This is a genomic window from Sphingopyxis sp. Soil_C_28, from assembly GCF_057657055.1.
On sequence record NZ_JBDGJE010000004.1, the window covers coordinates 126,679 to 150,939 of the forward strand.

21 protein-coding genes are annotated in these 24,261 nt (G+C 65.8%); 13 read left to right on the top strand and 8 right to left on the bottom strand.

The window, feature by feature from the left end; all coding sequences use genetic code 11:
- The first annotated feature begins 6 nt into the window (after window positions 1-6).
- Genes rapZ through AC3A43_RS17850 form a run of 5 tightly spaced genes read left to right on the top strand, consistent with a single transcriptional unit; the run spans window position 7 to window position 3,242 of the window.
- The gene (gene rapZ / locus AC3A43_RS17830; RefSeq protein ID WP_487793911.1) at window positions 7-945 is read left to right on the top strand and encodes an RNase adapter RapZ; all 939 of its coding nucleotides are present in this window, start codon (window positions 7-9) and stop codon (window positions 943-945) included.
- Between the two features lie 14 nt (window positions 946-959).
- Complete coding sequence (locus AC3A43_RS17835) at window positions 960-1,388, top strand: PTS sugar transporter subunit IIA (RefSeq protein ID WP_039577123.1); 429 nt, start codon at window positions 960-962, stop codon at window positions 1,386-1,388.
- A complete protein-coding gene (locus AC3A43_RS17840; RefSeq protein WP_487793912.1) occupies window positions 1,385-1,663 on the top strand; it encodes an HPr family phosphocarrier protein in 279 nt (92 codons plus the stop codon). The genes AC3A43_RS17835 and AC3A43_RS17840 overlap by 4 nt, the downstream gene beginning before the upstream one ends.
- Before the next feature lie 4 nt (window positions 1,664-1,667).
- Window positions 1,668-2,477, top strand: a complete 810-nt coding sequence (locus AC3A43_RS17845; RefSeq protein ID WP_487793913.1) for a TrmH family RNA methyltransferase — start codon at window positions 1,668-1,670, stop codon at window positions 2,475-2,477.
- Between the two features lie 54 nt (window positions 2,478-2,531).
- A complete protein-coding gene (locus AC3A43_RS17850) occupies window positions 2,532-3,242 on the top strand; it encodes an META domain-containing protein (protein ID WP_487793914.1) in 711 nt (236 codons plus the stop codon).
- 108 nt (window positions 3,243-3,350) lie between these two features.
- Here AC3A43_RS17850 and AC3A43_RS17855 read toward each other — a convergent pair whose 3' ends face one another.
- The 4 genes from AC3A43_RS17855 to AC3A43_RS17870 are packed head-to-tail and all read right to left on the bottom strand — an operon-like array spanning window position 3,351 to window position 6,355.
- Window positions 3,351-4,706, bottom strand: coding sequence for a DNA recombination protein RmuC (locus AC3A43_RS17855; protein ID WP_487793915.1), 1,356 nt, complete (start codon window positions 4,704-4,706; stop codon window positions 3,351-3,353).
- Window positions 4,707-4,756: 50 nt separating this feature from the next.
- Entirely contained in the window at window positions 4,757-5,329 is a 573-nt protein-coding gene (locus tag AC3A43_RS17860) for a hypothetical protein (protein ID WP_487793916.1), read from the bottom strand.
- On the bottom strand, window positions 5,330-5,806 hold the full coding sequence (locus AC3A43_RS17865; RefSeq protein WP_487793917.1) for a vgr related protein: 477 nt from the start codon (window positions 5,804-5,806) through the stop codon (window positions 5,330-5,332).
- 6 nt (window positions 5,807-5,812) lie between these two features.
- Window positions 5,813-6,355 (bottom strand): copper chaperone PCu(A)C, encoded by a 543-nt coding sequence (locus AC3A43_RS17870; protein WP_487793918.1) that lies wholly within the window; start codon window positions 6,353-6,355, stop codon window positions 5,813-5,815.
- Window positions 6,356-6,508: 153 nt separating this feature from the next.
- On the opposite strand from AC3A43_RS17870, the gene dnaK reads away from it, so the two are divergent.
- Window positions 6,509-8,419: a molecular chaperone DnaK gene (dnaK, locus tag AC3A43_RS17875; protein ID WP_487793919.1), complete on the top strand. Its 1,911-nt coding sequence runs from the start codon at window positions 6,509-6,511 to the stop codon at window positions 8,417-8,419.
- A 62-nt stretch (window positions 8,420-8,481) separates the two neighbouring features.
- Window positions 8,482-9,600 (top strand): molecular chaperone DnaJ, encoded by a 1,119-nt coding sequence (gene dnaJ / locus AC3A43_RS17880; protein ID WP_487793920.1) that lies wholly within the window; start codon window positions 8,482-8,484, stop codon window positions 9,598-9,600.
- A 103-nt stretch (window positions 9,601-9,703) separates the two neighbouring features.
- Here the strand turns inward: dnaJ and AC3A43_RS17885 are convergent, their stop codons facing one another.
- Entirely contained in the window at window positions 9,704-12,016 is a 2,313-nt protein-coding gene (locus tag AC3A43_RS17885) for a patatin-like protein (protein ID WP_487793921.1), read from the bottom strand.
- Between the two features lie 123 nt (window positions 12,017-12,139).
- Between AC3A43_RS17885 and AC3A43_RS17890 the strand changes: the two genes are divergently transcribed.
- The 4 genes from AC3A43_RS17890 to AC3A43_RS17905 all read left to right on the top strand — a co-directional run bounded on the left by AC3A43_RS17890 (window position 12,140) and on the right by AC3A43_RS17905 (window position 19,408).
- A complete protein-coding gene (locus tag AC3A43_RS17890; RefSeq protein WP_487793922.1) occupies window positions 12,140-14,389 on the top strand; it encodes a TonB-dependent receptor in 2,250 nt (749 codons plus the stop codon).
- Window positions 14,390-14,393: 4 nt separating this feature from the next.
- Window positions 14,394-15,479 carry a PepSY-associated TM helix domain-containing protein gene (locus tag AC3A43_RS17895; protein WP_487794291.1) on the top strand — a complete coding sequence of 362 codons (1,086 nt, stop codon included), beginning with the start codon at window positions 14,394-14,396 and terminating at the stop codon, window positions 15,477-15,479.
- A 143-nt stretch (window positions 15,480-15,622) separates the two neighbouring features.
- A complete protein-coding gene (locus AC3A43_RS17900; RefSeq protein WP_487793923.1) occupies window positions 15,623-17,791 on the top strand; it encodes a primosomal protein N' in 2,169 nt (722 codons plus the stop codon).
- 69 nt (window positions 17,792-17,860) lie between these two features.
- A complete protein-coding gene (locus AC3A43_RS17905; protein WP_487793924.1) occupies window positions 17,861-19,408 on the top strand; it encodes a tetratricopeptide repeat protein in 1,548 nt (515 codons plus the stop codon).
- A gap of 6 nt (window positions 19,409-19,414) precedes the next feature.
- Here AC3A43_RS17905 and AC3A43_RS17910 read toward each other — a convergent pair whose 3' ends face one another.
- The 3 genes from AC3A43_RS17910 to AC3A43_RS17920 are packed head-to-tail and all read right to left on the bottom strand — an operon-like array spanning window position 19,415 to window position 21,689.
- A complete protein-coding gene (locus AC3A43_RS17910) occupies window positions 19,415-20,173 on the bottom strand; it encodes an isocitrate lyase/PEP mutase family protein (protein WP_487793925.1) in 759 nt (252 codons plus the stop codon).
- Entirely contained in the window at window positions 20,173-21,207 is a 1,035-nt protein-coding gene (gene ada / locus AC3A43_RS17915) for a bifunctional DNA-binding transcriptional regulator/O6-methylguanine-DNA methyltransferase Ada (protein WP_487793926.1), read from the bottom strand. Before ada ends, AC3A43_RS17910 begins: the two co-directional genes overlap by 1 nt.
- On the bottom strand, window positions 21,204-21,689 hold the full coding sequence (locus tag AC3A43_RS17920; RefSeq protein WP_487793927.1) for a DUF1203 domain-containing protein: 486 nt from the start codon (window positions 21,687-21,689) through the stop codon (window positions 21,204-21,206). Before AC3A43_RS17920 ends, ada begins: the two co-directional genes overlap by 4 nt.
- A 163-nt stretch (window positions 21,690-21,852) precedes the next feature.
- On the opposite strand from AC3A43_RS17920, the gene AC3A43_RS17925 reads away from it, so the two are divergent.
- Together AC3A43_RS17925 and AC3A43_RS17930 are read left to right on the top strand one after the other, a co-directional pair.
- Window positions 21,853-22,674, top strand: coding sequence for a DUF2306 domain-containing protein (locus AC3A43_RS17925; RefSeq protein WP_487793928.1), 822 nt, complete (start codon window positions 21,853-21,855; stop codon window positions 22,672-22,674).
- 41 nt (window positions 22,675-22,715) lie between these two features.
- Window positions 22,716-24,260, top strand: coding sequence for a S1C family serine protease (locus AC3A43_RS17930; RefSeq protein ID WP_487793929.1), 1,545 nt, complete (start codon window positions 22,716-22,718; stop codon window positions 24,258-24,260).
- Window position 24,261: the final 1 nt, after the last annotated feature.

Below are 24,261 nucleotides of genomic sequence, written 5' to 3' on the forward strand. Positions count from 1 at the left end.
CAGACGATGAGTTCGGCCGCCGAATCGCGCCTGCTTTTGGTCACCGGCCTGTCGGGCGCGGGCAAATCGACCGTGCTCAAGGTGCTCGAGGACCTCGGCTGGGAGGTCGTCGACAATCTTCCGCTCGCGCTGCTCGAAACGCTGATCGATGCCCCGGTCAAGCGCAGCGAGGCGGGCCGCCCGCTCGCGATCGGTATCGACAGCCGCAGCCGCGGGTTCCGCCCCGCGCTGCTCGTCCGTCGGATCAAGGAATTGCGCGAAGCCGGCGGACGCGACATCCAGACGCTGTTTCTCGACTGCGCCGGCGCCGAACTCGAACGCCGCTTTTCCGAAACGCGCCGCCGCCATCCGATGGCCGAGGACCGCCCCGCCGCCGACGGAATCGCACGCGAGCGCGAGATGATGGAGCCGCTGCGCCGCTGGGCCGAACATGTCATCGACACCACCAACTACAGCAGCAACGATTTGCAGCAGGAAGTGCGCCAGCGGTTCGGCGACACCGGAACCGACGAACCCGTGCTCAACATATTGAGCTTCGGCTTCGCGCGCGGCCTGCCGCGCAACGCCGATCTGGTGTTCGACATGCGCTATCTGCGCAATCCGCATTGGGACCCGAAGCTGAAGCCCGGCACCGGACTCGATGCCGACGTTGCCGCTTATGTGATCGCCGACCCCGCCTATGAAGACAGCGTCGCGCAGATCGAGAAACTGATCCTCACGCTGCTGCCGCGCTACCGTGCCGAGGGCAAAAGTTATGTCACCATCGCGTTCGGCTGCACCGGCGGCCGCCATCGCTCGGTGCATGTCGCGGCGCGTGTTGCCCAAACGCTACGCGCGGCAGGCCATGAGCCGACGCTGACCCACCGAAATCTTGACTCTGCCCCGCAAGATGGGCTTGAGGGCAAGCCTCCGCCCGCGTCTCCCGCATCCGGCGGCAAAACATAAGGGTCGACGACTGCATGCCGAACGATAAGGCTCTGCCGCTTCTGGGAATGGTGCTCGTCACCCATGGTCGTCTGGCCGAGGAAATGGTGCGCGCGATGGAGCATGTCGTCGGTCCGCAGCGCGCGATCGCGACCGTCTGCATCGGTCCCAACGACAATATGGAAATGCGCCGCAAGGAAATCGCCGACGCGATTCGCAACGTCGACGAAGGCCGCGGCGTCGTCATGCTGACCGATCTGTTCGGCGGCACCCCGTCGAACCTCGCGATCAGCCTGCTCGAATCGGGGCGGACCGAAGTGATCGCGGGCGTCAATTTGCCGATGCTGATCCGCCTCGAAAGCGCGCGCAAGACCATGGAATTGCGTGCCGCGGTGATCGCGGCCAAGGAAGCCGGCCAGAAATATATTTCGGTCGCATCCGAAATGCTGGGGGTGGGTCCATGAGCGAAAATTCTGAGACCGTCGAAATCACCAACCAGCGCGGACTGCACGCCCGCGCCAGCGCGAAGTTCGTGACCTTCGTCAGCCGCCTGCCCGAAAGCGTGTCGGTCGAGGTCGAAAAGGGCGGATCGCGGGTCAACGGCACGTCGATCATGGGATTGATGATGCTCGGCGCCGCGAAGGGCGATTCGATCACGATCCATACCCGCGGCGACGGTGCCGATGCGGCGCTGCTGAAGCTGGTCGGGCTGGTCAAGGACAGCTTCGGCGAGGATTGACGGCATGCGCCGGTCCATCATCGAGAGTCTGTCGAACCCGCTGATCAAGCGGATGCGGCTGCTGCGCGAAAAGCGCCACCGCCGCGCCGAAGGCCTGTTCCTTGCCGAAGGGCTGCGCATCGCGACCGAAGCGCGCGAGGCTGGCATCCTCCCACAGTGGCTGTTCCTTGGCCCCGAAGGTGACGGGCATCCGCTCGCCGCGGCGCTGGTGGCCGATACGCTCGCCGCGAGCGGCGAGGTCATCGATACGACCGGCGCGATCCTTTCCAAACTGTCGGGCAAGGACAATCCACAGACCGTCGTCGGCATCTATGCCGAACCGCAGACGATGCTCGCGGACCTCGACCGCGATGCGGCGCCGATCTGGCTTGTCGCCGAACGGCTGCGCGATCCCGGCAATCTCGGCACGATGCTGCGCACCGGCGATGCGGTCGGCGCGGGCGGCCTGATCCTGCTCGACGAATCGACCGACCCCTATGCGGTCGAGGCGGTGCGCGCGAGCATGGGGGCGATTTTCACGCAAAAGCTGGTCGTCACGCGCTGGGACGAATTCCTGCCGTGGCTCCGCCAGGGCCCCGGCCAGCTCGTCGCGACCTGGCTCGGCGACGATACGCAAGATTATCAGGCGGTGCGCTACGCCGCGCCGACCTTCATCCTGACCGGCAATGAATCGCAGGGCATGCCGCCCGAATATGCCCATGCCGCCGACGTGCGCGTGAAGATGCCGATGATGGGCAAGGCCGACAGCCTGAACGCCGCGGTCGCGACGGCGGTGATGGCGTATGAGGTGCTGAACCAGCGGCGGAAGCCATAACCGCCGCCGCCCCGTTCATCGGTCGATCAGCAAGCTGCGTTCAGGAGATATCGCATGATCAGGATCGCCCTTCCCGTCGCTTCGCTTCTCGCCCTCGCCGCTTGCGCGCCAGTCCCGGAAACCCCGCCGCAAAGCCCCGGCGAACAGCCTGCCGCCTATATGGCGCTCGGCACCGAGCCCGGATGGACGCTGGAAATTACGCCATCGCGGCTCAACTATGACGGCGACTATGGCGAGACGAAGATCATGGTGCCAAACCCCGGTGCGCAGCCGTCTATGAACGGCCGAACCTATGTCACCGACCGGCTGTCGGTGGTGATCAAGCAAGCGCCGTGCAGCGACGGCATGAGCGATCGCCGCTATTCCGACTCGGTGCGCATCGTCGCCGGGGGCAAGACCCTGCAAGGCTGCGGCGGCAAGATCCTGCCGCCCGACACGCTCGCGGGATCGAACTGGACCTTTGTGTCGATCGGCGGCGTTCCCGTCGCAGCGGACCGGCCGACGACGCTGCAATTCGACGGCAACCGGCTGAGCGGAAGTGCGGGCTGCAACCGCTTTTCGGGGGGCTATTCGGCGGCGGACGGCGCGCTGACCGCCGGGCCGTTGATGGCAACCGAAATGGCGTGTCCGGGCGCCGGGATGGTGCAGGAAAACGCCTTCTTCAAACTGATGTCTGCGCCGGTGAGCCTGATTTTTGCCGACGACGGGACGCTGATCCTCACAGGGAGCGAAGGGCAGACCGCAGTGCTGAAGCGGGTGATTTGAAACCAGCCCCATTCTTCCGTTCGTGTCGAGCGAAGTCGAGATACCCATCGGCGGCCCTCGACCGCACGGCATCTCGACATCGCCGATGCGAACGGATTGAAGACGGGCCTATTCGCCCGCGTCGTTGACCGCTGCGGGTGTAGCAGCCAGCTTGGCCAGCGGACGCGCCGATTGTTCGGCAACCGGAAGCGCAGGAATTTCCTTGTCGCCGGTTTCGATATCGAGCGTCTCAAACCGCTTCGCCTGGGTCAGCACCTGCGATTCGAAACTGCCGACAAAGGCGTTGTACGCGCCGGTCGCCTGATCGAGATTACGCCCGACTTTCGCGATGTGCGATCCCATCACCGACATGCGCGCATACAGCTCCTTGCCGAGCGCCGCGATCTCGCGCGCCTGATTGGCGAGCTTTTCCTGCCGCCACACCGCCGCGACCGTACGCGCGATCGCGATCAGGTTGGTCGGGGTCGCGAGCAGCACCTTGCGCTCGAACGCATAGTCCCAAAGCCCGGGGTCCTGATCGAGCGCGGCGGCGAGGAAATGTTCGCCCGGCACGAACATCACGACAAAATCGGGGGTATCGTCGAACTGGTTCCAATAGGCCTTGGCGCCCAGCGTGTTCACATGCGCCTTCATCGCCGCGGCGTGCGCGACCAGATGCGCCGCCTTCTCGCGCTCCTCGACCGCGCCGAACGCATCCTGATAGGCGTTCAAGGACACCTTGGCGTCGATCACGAGATTCTGCCCGCCCGGAACGCGCACAACCACATCGGGGCGAAGCCGGCCACCGTCGCCGTCGTTTACGCTCACTTCGGTCTGGAAATCGGCATGTTCGGAAAGCCCGCAGCTTTCGAGCACGTTGCGAAGCTGCTGCTCGCCCCAACGCCCGCGCGCCTTGGGCGCGTTGCGGAGGGCATTGACGAGCTTGGCGGCCTCGCTCGACACACGTTCTGTGCCCTCGCGCATCGCCGTGATCTGGCCGTGGAGCAGGCCGAACGCATCGCGCCGTTCGGCCTCGACCTTGCCCACGGCTTCCTCATATTTTTGCAATCGCTCGTGGACCGGATTGAGCAATGCCTTCAGATTCTGGCCTGCGGTCTCTTCGCTTTGGCGAAAGCGCGCATCAGCGCGTTCGAGGAACGCCTTTTGCGCACCGTCGAGCATCACCTGTCCGACTTCGCGGAACTGCGTGGTCAGCGCGGCCTGCGCATCCTTCAGCTGCGCGATCTGCGCATCATGCGCTTCGTCGCGCGCGCGCTGTTCGCTCAGCAGCGAGGCGAGCTGGATATCCGCCGCCTTGCGCGCCTCGGCCTCGGACGCAAGGTCGGTGACCGCGCTCCTGAACCGCTCCGAAAGCCCGTCGCGTTCGGCCTTGAGCGCCCCCGATTGCCGGCCGGCAAAAAGCCATCCGATCAAGCCGCCGATGGCGAGTGCAACAAGGGCGACGACAAGCGAGGTTCCATCCATAAACGGAACATAGGACGAACGCCGCCTGTCTGGCTAGCCGGTAATTTGGATCAGAGCAGATAGATGACGACGTAGCGCACGACGAGCGCGGCGAGGATCGCGATGCTCCAGCGGCGATCCTTGACCCACATCGCCGCGGCTATCAGCGCGACGAGCACGACGGTCATGACCCACGCCAGTGGCCGCGCCAAAGCGGCGGCGAGTTCGGGCTGCGACGCATAATAGCCAAGCTGCGCCACCAGCAGCACGAGCAGCAGTCCCAGCACGATCCGCCTGACGCGGAAATAATGGACATCGAGGTTTGCGAAACCCTCGGGGTGCGACGGAAAGACCAGCCGCGCGGCGAGGAAGTAAACGCTGGCGAAGGCCGCGACGCCCAGCAGGGCGGTGCTCGACACCGCGATGTCGCCGCGCGCGAGCCACGCCGCGCTCCAGAACGACAGCAGGTCGAGCATCACGAAGACCGCAAGCAGCGGGGTCAGCCAGCCGATCGCAAACGTCTCGCGTTCGGCCTCTGCTGCGAAACGCGTCTCGATCGCGCGGCCAAGCCCGCCGAGCAGCTCGACCATCGAGAGGCCGAGCAGCAGGCTGTAAAGCGCGAAGACGAATTCGAAATCGTCCATTTATGACATGTCCCAGGATGACGGCAGGATCGCGCGATACGCCTCGACGCCCGGCGCGCCGCCGACGACCATGCCCTGCGTGAGCAGCCAATAATGCCGCACGATTTCGGCCTGTTGTTCCAGCCCATAGCGTTCGAGCAGCCAGCCGGGTTTGAGGCTGTAGCTATAGGTCGCGAACGGATGGCGCATCAGCACCAGATACCAGCGGCCGCGCGTCTGCGCCTGCCACACATGCGTCATTTCATGAAGGAACAGGCCCTGCAATCGCTGCGACGCGGCGCTGAAATCGTCGCAATAAAGCTCGCCATGCGGATTGAAGTGCAGGCTGCCCATCGGGGCCATGACGATGTGCCGCGGCTGGAAGAAGATCCATTTATGATGGTTCACGCGCACGCGGTCATAGGCGATCGCGCCCCCGAACACCGTCCGGGCAAGCGCGATTTCGCCATGTGTCAGGGGTCGCGACGGACGCGGCACCCGCCTTTACTTCTTGGCCGCGTCCGGGGCCGCCTTTTCGGCGCCCTTCTCCATCGCGCCATGGTCCATCGCACCATGATCCATTTCGCCGGCCGCGGCAGCGCTCTCGGCGGGCTTGACCACCATGTCGAAGAGGATGCGTTCATTGTTGTTGTTGGTGAAGACGAACGCCATCGGCAGCTTGCCCGCGCGCACCGCGGCGCCGTTGATGCCCCAGATCATCAGATGTTTGCCGCCCTGCTTGAACACCAGCTCGCCCTTGGCAGGAACGTCGGCGCGGATCAGCGGCTTCATCGTTACGACGCCATTCTCCTTGACGCTTTCGTGCATCTCGACGCGCTGCGCGAGGTCGGCGGTCACCGCGACGAGCTGGACCGGTTGCGGCCCGCCCTCGACGCGGAAATAGCCCACTGCCGGACGGTCGGGGGTCGCGCCCATCACGATATGGCCGCTGACGACATTGAGCGGCTGTCCCTTGCCCAGATTCTCCCCGCAGGCCGTCAGGGTCAGCGCGGTGGCGGCAAGTGCAAGGATCGCAAAAGGTTTCATTTTGGGAGGACTCCGTAAAAGCGCATAAATTCCCGTCCCCGATAAGCCCTGAAAGCCCTTGTGCCAAGGATTAGCGCACCTATATCGCCCCCATAATCCCATGGACGGCGTGCCTTTTCAGGGCGCCACAGAAGCAACAAGGACGTAATACCAATGGCCAAAGTGATCGGGATCGACCTCGGCACCACGAACAGCTGTGTCGCGGTGATGGAAGGCGGAAAACCCAAGGTTATCGAAAATGTCGAAGGCACGCGCACGACTCCGTCGATCGTCGCCTTTGCGAAGGACGGCGAACGCCTGATCGGCCAGCCGGCAAAGCGCCAGGCGGTCACCAACCCCGAAAACACCGTTTTCGCGGTGAAGCGCCTGATCGGCCGCCGCTTCGATGATCCGATCACCAAGAAGGACACCGAGCTGGTCCCCTACACGATCGTCAAGGGCACCAATGGCGATGCGTGGGTCAAAGCCGGCAACGAAGATTATTCGCCGTCGCAGATTTCGGCCTTCATCCTTCAGAAGATGAAAGAAACCGCCGAGAGCTATCTGGGCGAAACCGTGACGCAGGCAGTGATCACCGTTCCCGCTTACTTCAACGACGCCCAGCGCCAGGCGACCAAGGACGCGGGCAAGATCGCGGGCCTCGAAGTGCTGCGCATCATCAACGAGCCGACCGCGGCCGCGCTGGCTTACGGCCTCGACAAGACCGAGAACAAGACGATCGCGGTCTATGACCTTGGCGGCGGCACGTTCGACATCTCGATCCTCGAGGTCGGCGACGGCGTGTTTGAAGTGAAGTCGACCAACGGCGACACCTTCCTCGGCGGCGAAGATTTCGACAGCAAGATCGTCGAATATCTTGCCGACGGCTTCAAGAAGGACGAAGGCATCGACCTGCGCGGCGACAAGCTCGCGCTCCAGCGCCTGAAGGAAGCCGCCGAAAAGGCGAAGATTGAACTGTCGTCGGCTGCGACGACCGAGGTCAACCTGCCCTTCATCACCGCCGACGCCAACGGGCCGAAGCATCTGGTCAAGACGATCACGCGTTCGGACCTCGAAAAGCTGGTCGAAGAGCTGGTCAAGCGCACCCTCGAACCCTGTAAGAAGGCGATCAAGGACGCCGGCATTTCGGCGAGCGAAATCGACGAAGTCGTGCTCGTCGGCGGCATGACGCGCATGCCGCGCGTGCGCGAAGTCGTGAAGGATTTCTTCGGCAAGGAACCGCACACCGGTGTGAACCCCGACGAAGTCGTCGCGATCGGCGCCGCGATCCAGGCGGGCGTGCTGCAGGGCGACGTCAAGGACGTGCTGCTGCTCGACGTCACCCCGTTGAGCCTCGGCATCGAGACGCTGGGCGGCATCATGACCAAGATGATCGACCGCAACACGACGATCCCGACCAAGAAGTCGCAGGTCTACTCCACGGCTGACGACAATCAGTCGGCGGTGACGATCCGCGTGTTCCAGGGTGAGCGCGAAATGGCGCAGGACAACAAGATCCTCGGCCAGTTCGACCTCGTCGGCATCCCGCCCGCACCGCGCGGCGTGCCGCAGATCGAAGTGACCTTCGACATCGACGCCAATGGCATCGTGTCGGTCCACGCCAAGGACAAGGGCACCGGCAAGGAACAGCAGATCAAGATCCAGGCTTCGGGCGGTCTCAGCGACGCGGACATCGACCAGATGGTCAAGGACGCCGAGCAGTTCGCCGAAGAAGACAAGACGCGCCGTGAGGCGGCCGAGGCGAAGAACAACGCCGAAAGCCTGATCCACTCGACCGAACGCCAGATCGTCGAACATGGCGACAAGGTCGATGCGGGGCTGAAGTCCGAGATCGAAGCCGCGATCGCCGAAGCCAAGACCGCGGTCGAAGGCGGCGATCCCGCCGCGATGACAGAAAAGAGCCAGGCGCTCGCGCAGGTGGCGATGAAGCTGGGTCAGGCGATCTACGAGAAGGAGCAGCAGGCGGCCGCATCCCCCGGCGCCGACGATGATGCCGGTGCGGCAAAGACCGACGAAGACGTCGTCGACGCCGAATTCTCCGAAGTCGAAGACGACAAGAAGTAAGAAACTCCCCTGCCGGATCCGTGGCTCACGGTTCCGGCAGGCCGGAGGGGGCCTGTTGACCTATGTCTCTCGACATCGATTATTACGAACTGCTGGAAGTCGAGCGGAGCGCCGACGATGCGACGCTGAAGGCGAGCTACCGCAAGCTCGCGATGAAATATCACCCCGACAAGAATCCGGGGTGCGATGACAGCGAAGCCCGCTTCAAGGCGATCAGCGAAGCCTATGACTGCCTGAAAGATCCGCAAAAGCGCGCCGCCTATGACCGGTTCGGCAAGGAAGGCGTGCGCGGCGCAGGCGGCGGCGGCGGCAATGCCGATTTCGGCGACATCGGCGATATTTTCGAATCGATCTTTGGTTCGGCGTTCGGCGGCGGGCGCCAGCAGCGCGGCCCCGCGCGCGGCGCCGACCTGCGTTACGACATGGAAATCCGGCTCGAGGATGCCTTCACCGGCGTGACGCGCGAGATTCAGGTCGATGTCGCGGCGCGCTGCGATGCGTGCGACGGCTCGGGCGCCAAACCCGGCACCCGGACCAATCGCTGCTCGACCTGCGCCGGCCATGGCAAGGTGCGCGCGCAGCAAGGCTTTTTCATGGTCGAGCGCACCTGCCCGACCTGTCAGGGCGCGGGCGAAGTCATCGCCGACCCCTGCAATTCATGCCATGGCGAAGGCCGCGTCGACCGGCGCAAGACGCTGACCGTCAACATCCCCGCCGGGGTCGACGAAGGCACGCGCATCCGCCTGTCGGGCGAAGGCGAGAGCGGCGCGCGCGGCGCGGCGCCGGGCGACCTCTACATCTTCCTGCACATGGCGCGGCACAAGGTGTTCGAACGCGAAGGCACGACTTTGTTCACGCGGGCGCCGATCAGCTTCACGACCGCGGCGCTCGGCGGCGAGATCGGCATTCCGGGCCTCGACGGCCGGATGCACGACATCGCCATCCCGGCGGGCATCCAGTCGGGCAAGCAGCTGCGCCAGCGCGGCGCCGGCATGCCGGTGCTCAACGGCCGCGGTCACGGCGACCTCGTCGTCCAGATCGACGTCGAAACGCCGACGAAGCTCACCGCGCGGCAAAAGGAACTGCTCTGCGAATTCCGCGAGACCGAAACGGGCGACGAATGCCCCGCGAGCCAGGGCTTTTTCGGACGCATCAAGGAAATGTGGGACGACCTGACGTAGCGATTGGCCCCGACGCCGCCAAGATTCCTGGCATCGGAACCCTGGAGTGGAGTCAGCCGACGCATGCTCTGGATCTCCGCTTTCGCGGGGATGACAAAGGTGGTTAGCCGATCTCGCCCCTTAACTCGTCTATCAGCGCCTTTACCTTTGGCAACCGCCGCTCTTCCTCGTCGAGGATCGCGTGGAACGCCCGGCGCTTGATCGCCTTCAGTTCGTCCGTCGGAACCGCGCCCTCGCCGCCGACGCTGCTCGCGACGATGTCGATCAGCCGGTCGGCGCCGTGGAGCCGTCCCCACAGATAATCATTCTCGCGGTACGCGCGGCTGAAGAAGGCGCCGAAGCTGTTGAACTCGATGCCTTTGAGCATCGCCGCCGCCCCGCCGGTGCGGATCGCGGTCGCGTCCGACGGCGAAATGCGGTCGATCTTGATCGGGTCGAACTCGTCGAACCCCTCACCCTGGAGCAGCGGCAAGGTCGCGATGTCGTAAAAGGGGTAGCCAAGATAGGCGAGCAGGAGCGTGCGCCGGTCGTCCTTCGGCATCGCGGCAAGCCCGGCCGCGATCAGCGCATCGGCCTCGCCATCGACCACCCTGAGGTCGCGCCGCGCGGCGATCGCGTCGATCCACGCGCCGGGACCGGCATCCGCCGGCAGGTCGAGGTCGGCGAGCCAGCTGTCGCCCTGCCGGTCGAGATAGAGGCCGAGCGCGGTGAAGATCGCCTCGCGCATATCCTCGCACACCGGATCACGGCCGTCGCGCGTCGCCTCGACCGAGGTGTCGAGTTCGCGCGCGAGGAAACGCAGGCGGCGAATGCGAAAGCCGAGGTCGTGAGTGCGGAAAAAGGCGATCGCGTCATTGCTCGCCCCCGCGCCCCTTTTGCCCGAAATCCGGTCGAGCCCGCGCGCCCGCGCCTCCTCCCACAGCGCCACGCGCCGGTTGGCCTGGTGGATGGTGCCCTCGGGGGGCAATAGCCGGTCGATCAGGCTCGCCAGTTCCTCGATCACCGCCGACAGCTTGAGGTGGCCATAGGGCGCATAAGCGAATCCCGCGCGCGCCGAGGCCTGATCCTGCGCCTTGGCGCGCCATTTTTCGAGCCGCGCGACCGTCGGCGTGTCGAGGAAGAAAGTGCTGCCGAACAGTGCCGCGACCTGTTCCTCGACCTCGACCTTCATCGCATCGACAATATGCTGCATCCGGCGGATACGGCGCGACATCCCCTCGATCGCCTCGACATTCTCGCGGATCGGCTGTTCACGCGGGATTTCGGACAGTGCGCCGAGAATGGTGGGCAGAAAGCCGGGCAGCCGCGCCTCCTCCCCTGCCGCCTGCTCGCCCGGCTTGCCGAAGCTGATCGAGCGAAAATCGGGCTTGGGATCGATATAGACGAAGCGGCGGTCGATCTCGCGGCGCGCGGGGCGCTGTTTCAGCGCCGCAATCGCGGGACGGAACGGCGCATTCGCGAGCACAGATCCATCGATCAGCACGCGATCGGCGGGATCGCCTTCGCCACCCGCAGGAAGCTGCGCGTGGATGAAGGCGTCGCGATCGGGCCAGGCAATCTGGCGCTTTTCGAGCACCCGGTCGAGTTCGCGCAAAGTGAAGGGCGGAAACGCACCGGGAAAACTGGCCGTCGCGCGCGCCGCCGCGGTCAACCCCGGCACGTCGTCGAGCCGCTTGCCCACAGCACTGTCCTCGCGAAAATGCAGCATCAGCCGGTGTTCGTCCTCGGTCACGCGCGACGGGCTGTTAAGCGCGAGCGGCACGCTGTGCCCCGCAAAATCGGTAACCGACACGAACAGGTCGATGGGCTGGCCATCGGGCACCAGCACCGGCCCGCGCGGCCCGGCGTCCATCGCGTCGAACGCATCGAGCAGCAGGTTCGAGAAGGTTTCGCCGCCGAAGGGCGGTTCGAACCAGCGCGCGCGGACAAAGCGCGACAGTTTGACGCGCACCTCGTCCTGCGCGCCTTCGCCCACGGTGCGGTCGATGACGTTGCCGCGCTTTTTCATCATCCAGCCGGCGATCGGCACCGCCCAGAATTTGGTCGCCGCCGACAGCGGCCGCGCGTCGGGATCGATCAATTTGTCGACATCGGCATCGTCGAGCCAAAGCTCGGTGAGCGGGTCGAGCGATTGCCCGGTCGCCAGCGCGCGCGCGAGGAAAATGCCGTTGATGCCCCCCGCGCTCGCGCCCGCAACAATGTCGGCGAGGACGCGCAGGCGCACATTGCCGCGCGCGGCGATCGCGGCCAGCAACTCGCCATAGATCGCGCCAGATCCTTGCAACGGCGCACCGTCGTGAAACGCGCGCGACGCCGCGGCGAGCCGCCAGACTTCCTTGGTGATGCCGTGCATATAAACAGCGAGGCTGATGCCGCCGTAGCAAATCAGGGCGAAGCGCAGTTCCTTTTCCCGCATGTTCGGGGTGATAGCGCGCTTTTTCGCACCTGTCCCCCTGTCCCTAGGTCGAGAGTGAAATCGCCTTTTCTCTTGCTTTTGAGAATGTGTCGCACTAGCGACCCGTCCGAAACAGGAGCCATCATGAACCGCAAAATCGTCCTCGCCGCGCTCGCCTGCACGGCGCTGTCCTCGCCCGCCTTCGCGCAGGACAATGGCCCCGACACCGAAACGACGAATGGCGAAGACACCATCGTCGTCACCGCGGCGCGCACCATATTGCCGCCGAACGCGCTGCCGCTGACGATCGATATCATCGGCAAGGATGCGCTCGACCAACAGCTCGCGATTTCGGGCTCGGTCACCGACGCGGTCGCGACGCTGACCCCCAGCTTCTCGCCGACACGGCAAAAACTGTCGGGTTCGGGCGAATCGCTACGCGGACGCTCGCCGCTCTACGCAATCAACGGCATCCCGCAATCGACCCCGATGCGCGACGGCAGCCGCGACGGCTTCACCATCGACGGCTTCTTCGTCGACCGCGTCGAACTGATCTTCGGATCGAACGCCTTGCAGGGCATCGGCGGCACCGGCGGCATCGTCAACCAGGTCACCGTCGGCGCGCCGACGGATGAGGGTTTTTCGGGCCGTTTCCTGCTGCAGGCCACCGCCGACAATGATTTTTCAAAGGCCGGCATGGGCGGCAAGGCCGGCGGCCTCGTCCAGTATAAGGCAGGCCGGTTCGACGCGACCCTTGGCGCGACCTATGAAATTCGCGGCGTCTTTTCGGACGCCAAGGGCCGCCCGCTCGGGCTCAACCTGACGCAGGGCGAAACGCAGGACAGCAAGGCAACAAACTTCTTCGCGCGCCTGGGCTACGAGTTGTCGTCCAGCGCACGGCTCGACCTGATCGCGAGCCGCTTCGAACTCAAGGGCGATGGCGACTATGTCGCGGTTCCGGGCAACCGGGCGCTGGGTCTGCCAACCAGCGCGGTGCGCGGCACCCCGCCGGGCGTCCCCGCGGCGAACCGCACCGAAAGCATCGCGCTGTCACTGACCGACACCGACCTCGCCGGCGGCAATTTCGTCAGCCAGATCTTCTTCAACCGCAGCCGCGACACCTTCGGCGGCGAAATCGCGCCGATCGCGACCTTCCAGGATCCGACGATCGCACCGGTGGGCACATTGTTCGACCAGTCGCAGAATCGTAGCCGTAAATTGGGCGCCAAGTTCAGCTATGAACGCGCCGTCCCCGGCTTCGAGGATCTGACGTTGACGATCGGGTTCGACGCACTGGTCGACAAGACCGAACAGGCGCTGATCGCAACCGACCGCGTCTGGGTGCCGCCGAGCGATTTCCAGAGCCTCGCGCCTTTCGGTCAGGCGAACTTGAAGCTGTTCGACGGCGTCGTCCGCCTCGCGGGCGGGCTCCGCTGGGAAAATGTGAAGATCAAGATCGACGATTTCCGCACGCTCGCGTCGACCACCTTCGTTTCCTGCCCCGCCCCGCCCGCCACGCAGCCGGTGCCATGCGGTCTCGCGAGCTATGGCGGCGTCGACGTCGCCGGCGGCAAGCCCAAGTTCAAGGACCTCCTGATCAACGGCGGCGTGATCGTCGAACCCTGGGCGGGCATCCGCGCCTATGCCAGCTATGCCGAGGGTTTCACCGTCCCCGACATCGGCCGCATCACCCGCGGGGTGAACCGCACCGGCATCGACATCGACAATTTCCTCGATATCTCGCCGGTCGTGTCGAACAACCGCGAGATCGGCTTCGAAGTGAAACGCGGGCCGCTCGATGCCAGCGCCGCCTATTTCTGGTCGTCGAGCGACAAGGGCCAGTTGCTCATCACACGTCCCGACCGCATCTTCGACGTCCAGCGGCTGCGTGTCGAAATTCAGGGGCTCGAGGTCAATCTGGGTGTCCAGACGCCGATCGACGGGCTCAAACTCAATTTAGGCTACGCGCATTTGAAGGGCCGCTTCGACAGCGACGCGGTGCCCGACGGCAAGGTCGACAGCGACCTCGACGGCGTCAACATCTCGCCCGACCGCCTGAACCTCGCCGCCAGCTATAACAGCGGTCCGATTTCGGCGCGCATCCAGACACAGGTCTATTTGAAGCGCCGCTTCGACGGCAAGGCGCGCGCCGCCGACGATGCCAATCCGCTGCACCCGCTGAAGCTCGCCGACAATGATTTCGGCGGCTACACGCTCACAGACGCCTATGTCCGCTACCAGACCGGCATCGGCGGGATCAGCCTGTCGGCCCAGAATCTCTTCAACAAACAATATATCGACTATTCGAGCGATACACGCTTGCCCAATGACCAGCTCTCCTATTTCGCGGGCCGCGGGCGCACCTTCACGCTTGGCTGGGATTACCGTTTCTAAAATGATGACACTGCTCGACACGCTGCACCGCTGGACAGGGGGCCTGATCGGCCTCGTCCTCGCGCTGCTCGGCCTGTCGGGCACGATCCTGCTGTATGAGCATCTGTGGATCGGCCTTCCGGGGACAAGCGATCCGCTGCGCAGCGACCTCGCCACGGTCGCCGCGACCACCGAGCGGCTGATGGCGATGCCGGGCGCGCAGGGCATCATCTATGCCGACGAGCGTTTCGGGCTGCATCAGTTGCGGTTCGGTGAAGGCGCGGGCGCCTATGCCAGCCAGTCGGGCGAGATCGTGACGCGCTGGGCAAGCCAGTGGGAGCGACCCGAGCTGTGGATCTTCGATTTCCACCACCATCTGTTCGCGGGCGACAGCGGCGAATGGGTGATCGGCATCGCGGGGCTGTGCGGGCTGTTCTTCGTGATCAGCGGCGCGATCCTGTGGTGGCGCACGCGCAAGACCTTCCAGCTGCGCCTCTGGCCCAAGCGCCTGTCGCGCCCGTCGATTATGTGGCAGCACCGCGACCTCGGCATCGTCGTCGCGCCGCTGCTGCTGATCTCGATCGTCACCGGCACGATGATGATCTTCCGCCCCTTCGCTTTGGGGGTCGTCGCGCCGTTCGGCCCGGTCGCGGAGACCGCGAAGGCGCTCGATCCGCCGAAATACAAGGGCGGCCCGCTCGCTGAAAAGCCCGACTACACGGCAATGCTGACCGAAGCACGTCAGCGCTTCCCCGACGCCGAATTCCGCATCCTCAGCCTGCCGCGCAAAGATGGCGACCCGATCAGCCTGCGGATGAAGCAGCCTGCAGAATGGCTGCCGAACGGGCGTACGACGCTGGCGTTCGATGCGGCGACGGGCGAAGTCCTCGGCGCGCGCGACGCGCTGAAGCTCGCACCAGGCGCGCAGGCATTCAACATGGCCTTCCCGATTCACGCGTCGAAGGTCGGCGGCTGGACCTGGCGTATCATACTGACGATCTCGGGCCTTTCGCTGACCCTGCTCGGCAGCCTCACGGTGTGGACCTTCTGGTTCAAGCGGCCAAAGCCGGTAAAGCGGCGGGCCAAGAAGGCGGCGTTGGCTTCGACCTAAACAGCTTCGTCACCCCGGACTTGATCCGGCATCCATTTCTGCGCCCGCAGCTTGGACCCCGGATCAAGTCCGGGATGACGAAGTATAAGAAGGCCTCGCGCCGCTTTCCTATTTTACCCGCCGCCCTATATCCTGCGCAGCCCATGACCCGCGCCCGCGTCCTCCTTCTCACCGCCGCCCTCGGCCCGCTCGACTATCGCGTCCCGCGCGAGAGCGAGGCGCCGCTCGGCAGCGTCGTGATCGCGCCGCTCGGCCCGCGACGATTGGGCGGCGTGGTGTGGGAGGATGCCAGCTTCGGCGCGCCCGAGGCGGTCGGCGATAACCGCCTGCGCAACCTCTACGAAGTCGTACCCGTCCCGCCAGTCCCCGCGCCGCTGCGCCGCCTCGTCGAATGGACAAGCGACTATTATCTCGCCCCGCCCGGCGCGGTGCTGCGGATGGTACTCCCCGGGGTCGCCTTTGCCGATGCGCGCCGCCCGATCGTCGAATATCGCGCGACCGGCGAAGTCCCTGCCCGGATGACGCCGCAGCGCACCGTCGCGCTCGAGGCGATCGGCGAGCGGCAGGGCATGGTGCGCGAACTCGCCGCGCTCGCCGAGGTCAGCGATGCGGTGATCCGCGGGCTCGTGAACACCGGCGCGCTCGAAGCGGTGAGCGTGTCGGCCTATCAGCCCTATCCCGAACCCGACAGCGGCTTTGCCCCGCCCGACCTCTCCGACGAACAGACCGCAGCATCGGCCCAGCTCAGGGACGCGGTGCATGCGGAAAAATTCGACACGCTGTTGCTCGACGGCGTCACCGGGTCGGGCAAGACCGAAGTCTATATGGAGGCGATCGCCGCCGCGATCGACGCGGGAAAGCAGGCTTTGGTGCTACTCCCCGAAATCGCACTCACCGAACCGATGCTGACGCGTTTTACCGCGCGCTTCGGCTGCGAGCCGGTGGCGTGGCACTCGGGGCTGCGCTCGGCCGAACGCCGCCGCGCCTGGCACGCGATCGCCTCGGGCGATGCGCGCATCGTCATCGGCGCGCGTTCGGCGCTCTTCCTCCCCTACGCCCGGCTCGGCGTCATCGTCGTCGACGAAGCGCATGAGACGAGTTTCAAGCAGGAGGATGGCGTCCATTATCACGCGCGCGACGTCGCGGTGATGCGCGGCCATTTCGAAGGCCTGCCGGTCATCCTCGCGAGCGCCACCCCCGCGCTCGAAAGCCTCGCGATGGTCGAGGCCGGACGCTATCACCACATCCGGCTCCCCGCGCGCTTCGGCGGCGCGACTTTGCCCGACCTCGCGGCGATCGACATGCGGCAGGATCCACCCGACCGCGGCCGCTGGCTCGCCCCGCCGCTCGTCGATGCGCTCGCCGACCGATTACAAAAGGGCGAGCAGAGCCTGCTCTTCCTCAATCGCCGCGGCTTCGCGCCGCTGACGCTCTGCCGCACCTGCGGCCACCGCATCCAGTGCCCGAACTGCACCGCGTGGATGGTCGAGCACCGCCTCGTCCATCGCCTCGCCTGCCATCATTGCGGCCATGTGATGCCGCCGCCGCGCCTCTGTCCCGAGTGCGAGGACGAGGACAGCCTCGTCGCCTGCGGCCCCGGCGTCGAGCGCGTCGCCGACGAGGTCGCGCTGCGCTTTCCCGAAGCGCGCGTCGCGATCGTCACCTCCGACACGCTCTGGTCGCCCGCGAAGGCCGCCGAGTTTGTCGACAATGTCGAGGGCGGGCTGGTCGATATCATCATCGGCACCCAGCTGGTCACCAAGGGCTATCATTTCCCGAACCTCACCCTCGTCGGCGTCGTCGACGCCGACCTCGGGCTCGACGGCGGCGACCTGCGCGCCTCCGAGCGCACCTTCCAGCAGATCGCGCAGGTCGCGGGGCGCGCCGGGCGCGGGGTGAAGCCCGGCGAAGTGCTAATCCAGACGCGCGTCCCCGAGGCGCCCGTCATGGCGGCGCTCGTCGCCAACGACCGCGACGGATTTTATGCCGCCGAGGCCGCAGCGCGGAAATTCGCCGGCGCGCCGCCCTATGGCCGCTTCGCGGCGCTCGTCATCTCGTCGGAGGATATCGAGGTCGCGCGCGGGCAGGCACAAAGGCTGGGGGCGAAGGCGCCGGTCGCAGAGGGTCTCGCGGTCTATGGCCCCGCGCCCGCGCCGCTGGCGATGCTGCGCGGCCGCCACCGCTTTCGCCTGCTGCTCCACGCCCCGCGCAGCTTCGACCTGCAGGGCACGATCCGCGAGTGGGTGAGCAGCATCGACTGGCCATCGAAAGCGCGTCTCGCGATCGATATCGACCCTTATAGCTTTGTATAGGCGTAACAGGGCTTTACTGTAGCAGGGCGTGCTGGCAGCATCCTTCCGATTTCAATGCGGGGGCGCAGAATGAAGAGAATCGGCTTGGGCCTGCTGGCCGGGATCGCGATGGTCGCAATTGCCGGACCGGCCGAGGCCAAATGGCTGCGCGCCGATACCGACAGCTTCATCATCTACAGCGAAAGCAACGAGAAATCGCTGCTCGAATTCGCACAGAATCTGCAGCGGTTCGACACCACGCTGCGCCTGCTCTTCAAGGTCGAAACCCCCGGCGAGGAGAGCAAGCTGCCGATCTATCTGGTGCCCGCGGCGCCCGACGTCGCGGAACTGGCAACCGGATCGCGCAACGCGTCGATCGCGGGCTTTTACCGGCAGGACCGCGATGGCAGCTTCGCCATGTCCTTTCGCCAGAACCGCGGCAGCAACGTCACCGGCACATCGGCGTCGCAGCAGGTACTGTTTCACGAATATAGCCACCACTTCATGAAGCGCCACCTGCGCGCGGCGTTTCCCGCCTGGCTTATCGAGGGCTTCGCCGAATATTATTCGACCGTGGATTTCGACAAGCAGGGCCGGGCGATGATCGGTCAGCCCGTCTATCGCCGCGCCTATGGCCTGATCGCGATGCCCAAGATTCGGGCCGAAAGACTATTGTTCGAGCAGCCGGGCTCGATGCGCAACAGCGGTCAGATGGATGTCTATTACGGCCGCGCATGGGTGCTGACCCACATGCTCCTGCATAGTGCCGCGCGGGGGGACCAGATCAACGCCTACACCAATGCGATTAACGCGGGGACCGACCCAAAGAAGGCGGCGACCGACGCGTTCGGCGATCTGGCTGCGCTCGACAAGGACCTCAACCGCTATATCGAGGGCAAGCTCTCCTATCGCACCGTGCGCGATCCGGTCCCGATTTCGGCCAATATCAAGGTCACCCCGCTGTCGGCGGACGAAGACGCCGTGATCATGGCACGGCTCGAACGGCTGAATGCGCGCGGCGACGCGGCGCGCCTGACGAAAGCACGCGACGCGCTGCAAAAACTCGCCGCCGCGCAACCCGCCAATGCCAACGCCCAGTTCGAACTCGCGGCCGCCGAATGGGACATGGGCAGGGACAAGCGCGACCTTGCGGCGATGCAGACCGCGCTGGACAAGGTGCTGGCGGCAAAGCCCGATCATGTCCGCGCCAATGTCCTGCTTGGAAGACTCAAGCTGTATCGGCTACGCGAAAGCGGCGAGGACGACCCGGCAGCGTGGCGCGAGGCGCGCAAGCCGATCCAGCTCGCCAACCGCACCGATCCCGATGATGCAGTGCCGCTCTACGCTTATTTCGACAGTTTTCTGGCTGAAGGCAAACGGCCGAGCGACATGGCGATCAAGGCGCTCGAACGCGCTTTCGTCCTGACCCCTGAAAATATCGAGATGCGGGTCGCCTATGCTTTCGCGCTCGCAAATCGGGGCGAGTTCGAACCGGCGCTACGGCTGGCGAGGACGGTGGCGTTCGATCCGCACGACAATGGGCGGGGCGAAGCGATGCTCGCGCGGCTGGAAGCGATGCGGGATCGCGGCGCAGGTAACGGCAAGAACGCCGTCGCCGACGATGCCGGCAACGACTAGCTCTTTTCAATAATCGGGTTCGGCGCCGCCCATCACCTGACTCGCCTGTGCCGCAAGCCACGCCATCGCCGCTGCCCACGGCTGGTGCCCATGGCTGATCCGCGCGACGCCCAGCGCGGCAAGCTCCTTGTGCGTAGGCCCGCCCTTGCCGCGCAGGATATTGACCGGCAGCGGCGAGGCGTCGCAGATCGCGCCGATGCATTTGGGATCGAGCAGAAAGGGCACGAACAGCGCCCCCGCGCCGGCGTCGGCATAGGCGCGCGCGCGTTCGAGCGTCGCAGTGACCAGCGCCGCGCCGTCCTTCGCCGCATCCTGCCCCCGAAAGGTGTCGCAGCGCGCATTGACGAAGATGCCGGTGGCCGTGGCGGCGCGATAGCGTGCAACCGCTTCGGCGATCGGCAACAGGTCCGAGGCGCCCGGTAGTCGGTCCTCCATATTGATCCCCGCCGCGCCGGCTTCGCGCGCGCGGCCGACCGAGACGCCCACCCCCGCCGGGTCGGCACCATAGCCCGCCTCCATATCGATCGTGACCGGCAGGTCGGTGACCGAGAGGATGCGACCCAGATTTTCGAACACATCCTCAAGCGGGAAATCCTCGCCATCGGCGCGGCCCTGGGCGCCCGCGACGCCATAGCTGCCCGTCGCGATCGCCCTGGCCCCCGCGCCGGCGACCGCCTTCGCGCTTCCCGCGTCCCAGATGTTGACCAAGACGAGCGGGTCGCCCGGAACATGCAGCGCGCGGAATATGGCAATCTTGTCGGACATCAAAAACTCTCCCTCTTGAGCAATTCTTCCTTGATCGGCAGGCCGTAAGCGTAGCCGCCGAGCGTCCCGTCGCTCCGCACGACGCGGTGGCACGGGATCAGCACCGCGACATTGTTCGCGCCATTCGCGCTGCCCGCCGCACGCACCGCATTCGGTTTGCCGACCGCCGCGGCGATATCCGAATAGCTGCGCGTCTCGCCCGCCGGAATCTTGCGCAGCTCGCGCCACACGGCTTCCTGAAAGGCGGTGCCCTTCACATCGATCGGAATATGATCGAAGCCCTGCGTCGGCGCTTCGACCGCTGCGACGACGTCTTTCAGCAGTGCCGAAAATTCCTCTCCGCCCTCGATCAGGTTCGCCGCGGGAAAGCGGTTTTCAAGCGCCTCGCTCCCCTCGGCAAACGACAGGCGGCACACGCCCTTGTCGGTCGCGGCGACGAGCATGTCGCCAAGGCTGGTCGGAACGACTGCCCAATGGATCGTCGCGCCCTTGCCGCCATTCACCCATGCCGAAGCGGTCATACCCATGCGTCCCTCCATATTGTCGTAGAAACGCGATGGACCCGAAAAGCCGGCGTCATAGATCGCGTCGGTCACCCGGCCGCCCTCGCTCAACGCCTGCCGGGCGCGTTCCTCGCGCAACGCGCGGGCATAAGCGGCGGGCGAGAGCCCGGTGTGGCGCGTGAATACGCGCTGGAAATGCGTCGGCGAATAGCCGGTCCGGCCGGCCAGGTCGGCGAGCGCGAGCGGTTCCTCGCTCGCCTTGATCGCGTGGATCGCGGCGAGCACCGCCCCTTCGTCGCGCGCGACATCGTCGGGCAGACAGCGCTTGCACGGGCGGAGGCCCGCGGCGCGCGCCGCCGCACCGTCTTCAAAGAAGCGCACATTTTCGCGCAAGGGGTGACGCGCGGCGCAGCTCGGCCGGCAATAGATGCCCGTCGTCAGCACACCGGTAATAAAACGCCCGTCATAGGCCTTGTCGCGGCGGATCGCGGCGGCCCAGCGCTCGTCGTCGGTCATCAGATCGCTGCTCATGCCCCGCTCCTTTTGGCTGCGTCCCTTTCGATCCGCGCGGCAAAGCAGCCATGCGCGGCATTATGGGCATCGATATAGGATATGCCCGCGTCGGCGAACAGATCGCGGATCGCACCATCGGCCTCGCCCGGTCCGGCGAGCCGCGCGGTCTGCAGCATACCGACGGCATCGAACGCACGCAACGCGAGCGGGCGCCCTTCGAGCACGGGCGGCAGTTCGTCGCGATAGGCGGCTGCTTCGACGTCCGGCCGCACATAGATCGCATAGGCGCTGCGATATGGCGTTTCGACATCGTGGCTGGTGTGGTGAATCAAGATCAGTTCCTCACCGGCCTTCGCATCATCAAGACTGACGCGGCACGGAAAGCCGCGATCGGAGGTGGCCGTGACTCGGCGAGCGCGGATTGCGGCAAGTCCCGCATCGTCGAGCGCAAAGAGCGGCGCAAAGATTTCGGGGCTCAGCCCCCGGATCGAATAGGTCATCGGAACATCCTTTCTCGGCTGTCGGACGATCAATGCCACGCCGCGAGTCGTGCCGCGTCCCGATGCTTGCGCTCAAACATTCGCTCTCACTGTGTTACTGTATTATATCATTGACTCACCGAAGCGATCAGCGCACTCTCCCGCCCGAAATTGGGGAGTTCCTATGGCCACCATCGACGCATCGATTGCACCCGCAGGGCCCGCGCGCCGCGCCGACTGGCTCGGGCGCAGCGCGACCTTCTGCTACCTTGCGATCGCGGCGGGACAATTGCTCTTCGTCGCCTTCATCCTGCTCTATTATTATCCGCCGACGCTGACCGGGAATTTCGCCGCGTGGAACGAGAAGCCGATCATCACCGGCTTTGTCGCGGGCGACACCGCGGGCAATCTGTTCTTCGCGGTCCATGTGCTGATGGCGGCGGTCATCACCTTCGGCGGACTTGTCCAGCTCGTCCCGGCGATTCGGGGCCGCTGGCCCGCGCTGCATCGCTGGAACGGGCGGCTCTACCTCGTCAGCGCGCTCACGCTGGCACTCGGCGGGCTGTGGATGACATGGGGTCGCGGCACCTGGCTCGCGCTCGGCGGCGCGATCGGGATCACGCTCGATGCGTTGCTGATTATCGGCTTCGCCGCGCTCGCGTGGCAGGCCGCCCGTCATCGCCGGTTCGCCGATCATCGCCGCTGGGCGATCCGGCTGTTTGCGGTCGCCAGCGCGGTGTGGTTCATGCGCGTCGGCTATATGGCGTGGGGGCTTGCGACCGGCGGCGCCGGGATCGGCAAGGCGATGGACGGGCCATTCGACCTCTTCCTTGCCTTCGCCAATTCGCTGCTCCCGCTCGCGGTCGCCGAAATCTATCTGCGGGCCGGCGCGCGTGGCACGCCCGCAGCGCGCAAGGGCGTCGCGGCGCTGCTCGTCTTGAGCGGCCTTGTCATTCTCGCGGGAAGTGCCGGGGCGTGGATGGTCATGTGGGGGCCTTATATCTAGGCCCGCTTGCCTTCACGCCGCGCCCGGCTAGGGTGCGCGGCATGACCCGCATCCTCCTCATCCTCACCGCCCTGTTCGCCCTCGTCCAGCCGGCGCACGCCGCCGACGATATCAGCGCCGCGTCGCGCAGCGTCGTGCGCGTCGTCACCGTCGCGATGGTCGATGGCGAAGTCGTCGGTTTCGGCCATGGCAGCGGCATCGCGATTTCGCCGACGCGGATCGTCACCAACGCGCATGTCGTCGAATCGGCGGTCAAATACCCCGACAATGTCGCGCTCGGCGTCGTCCCGTCCGAAGGGCAGAAAAGCTTCGCGGGCAAGCTGATCGCGATCGACACCGCGCGCGATCTCGCGCTGATCGAGATTACCGAGGGCCGCCTGCCCGCCGCCGCGATCTATACCGGCCCGCTCGAATCGGGCGCCGATGTCGTCGCGCTGGGCTATCCCGGCAACGTCGACCTCGCGACCGCGCGCAGCGCCAATGATTATATCACCCCGCGCACGCCGACGCGCAGCGAGGGCAATATGTCGAATATGCAGGCGGTCGACGGGGTCGCGATGCTGATCCACACCGCCAAGATTTCGCGCGGCAATTCGGGCGGCCCGCTGGTCGATGGATGTGGTCGCATCACCGGCATCAACACCGCGATCACCCGCGCCGACGATGGCGATTCGCCCTTTGCCTTTGCGATCGCCGGACGCGAGCTCACCCGCTTCCTCACCGACGCCGACCAATCCTATGCCAGTATCGGCACGCCCTGCCTGTCGCTGGCCGAGGCCGACGCGCGCGACCGCGCCGCGATGGACGCCGAATCGCGCGCGAGTGCCGAGGCCAACGCCGCGAAAGACGCCGCCGCCAGGCTCGACCGCGACCTCAAGCAGGCGCGCGCCGAAGAAGAAGCGCTCGCCTCGCGCGAGAATCGCATCGCGCTCGCGGGCGTGTTCTTCGTGATCGGCGCGCTCGCCGCGGGGGCGGGCTTGCTCTTCTACAACCAGAAGAATATCCGCAACGCCAAGATCGCGGGCGGCAGCGGCGCGGCGTTGATGCTGGGCGCCGCGATCCTGTTCGCGACGCGCCCCGACGCGCACGCCGAAATCGTCGAGAACGCAAAGCCCGTCGCCTCAGCCGAGACACCCAAACTCGCGCAGGGCAGCCTCCTCTGCACGATCCGCCCCGACCGCAGCCGCATCACCGTGTCGGCGACCACCGATGTCCCGATCACCATCGGCAAGGGCGGCTGCGTCAACGGCCGCACCCAATATACGAGGGGCGCCGACGACCGCTGGCAGCGCATCCTCGTGCCCAACGAGGAAGCGACCGTCACCGTCGCGTCGATCGATTCGACGGGGCGCGACTATCGCGTCGACCGCTATCTGCTCGATGCCGAAACGATGACCAGGGCGCGCGAGACGCGCGCGGCGATCACGATCAAAAGCTGCACCGCCAACCCCGACGAACTCGCCGGCCTCGCGGCGCAGCAGGACGCGATCCGCAGCGCGCTTCCCGCCAGCCCCAATGAACGGCTCGTCTATCGCTGCCAGCCCGCGGCGGGCGGTGCGGCGGTCAAATCTGCCGCCGCGCCTTGAG